1 protein-coding gene and 1 pseudogene are annotated in these 973 nt (G+C 40.8%); both read left to right on the top strand.

Translation table 11 applies throughout. The features are described from left to right. On the top strand, positions 1–854 hold an 854-nt coding region (locus H5072_RS20300; RefSeq protein WP_182694617.1), incomplete at its 5' end, for a peptidylprolyl isomerase. A 2-nt stretch (positions 855–856) separates the two neighbouring features. After that, positions 857–973, top strand: a pseudogene (locus H5072_RS20295) (4-hydroxythreonine-4-phosphate dehydrogenase PdxA); the annotation flags it as partial.

Here is a 973-nt window from a genome sequence, read left to right as displayed (position 1 = left end):
TTGATCGTCGTATTTATATTAGCGAACAAGAAGTTGATAACCTTTTAAAAATTATGGAAACCCAAGGTCAAAGTGCTGAAGAGTACGACATTGGTCATATTTTAATAGATATCCCTAACGATGCGACAGCTGACGAAATTGCTGATGCAAAAACACGTGCAGATAAAGTTATTGAGCTATTAAACGATGGCCAAGAATTTAAGCGTATTGCTATTTCATCATCAAGCGGCTCAAAAGCACTTGAAGGTGGGCAACTTGGTTACATGGGCATTAACGAAATGCCATCGCTTTTTGCTGAAGCAGTAAAAGGCCAAAAGAAAGGCGCTATTGTTGGCCCACTTCGCTCTGGTGCTGGTTTTCATATCATTAAAGTACAAGACGTTCGTGGTCTACAAGTTGTAGAAACAACTGAAGTACGTTCACGCCATATACTTATTAAACCTTCAATTATTTTAAGTGAAGAAAAAGCACGCTCTATGCTTGCAGGCTTTGCAAAAGACTTACGTGCAGGAACAGCCGACTTTGGTGAACTTGCTAAAGAGTACTCAGAAGATCCTGGCTCTGCACTTAAAGGTGGCGAGTACGATTGGACAGATCCAACTACCTACGTACCTGCGTTTAAAGATACATTACTTTCTCTTAAAGAAAATGAAATAAGCGAACCGTTTAGAACACAGTTTGGTTGGCATATTGTACAGTTACTTGGCAAACGTGTAGCTGATAAAACTGAACTAGCTAAACGTAACCGTGCTCATGGCATGTTGTTTAACCGTAAATTTAAGGAAGAAAGTTTTAACTGGCAGCAAGAAATGCGCGAGCAAGCTCACGTTGAAATTTTCCCTATAGACCAATAAATATGACTCTAAGAATTGCTATTACACCGGGTGAACCAGCCGGTATTGGCCCAGATTTGCTACTCACGCTTGCTCAGCAAGCGTGGGACGCTCAACTTATAGCGATTGCTGATGGCAAA

Origin of the sequence: Pseudoalteromonas sp. SR45-5, from assembly GCF_014163565.1 — a bacterium.
Lineage (GTDB): Bacteria > Pseudomonadota > Gammaproteobacteria > Enterobacterales > Alteromonadaceae > Pseudoalteromonas > Pseudoalteromonas distincta.
This window is presented reverse-complemented; position numbering and strand designations above follow the sequence as displayed.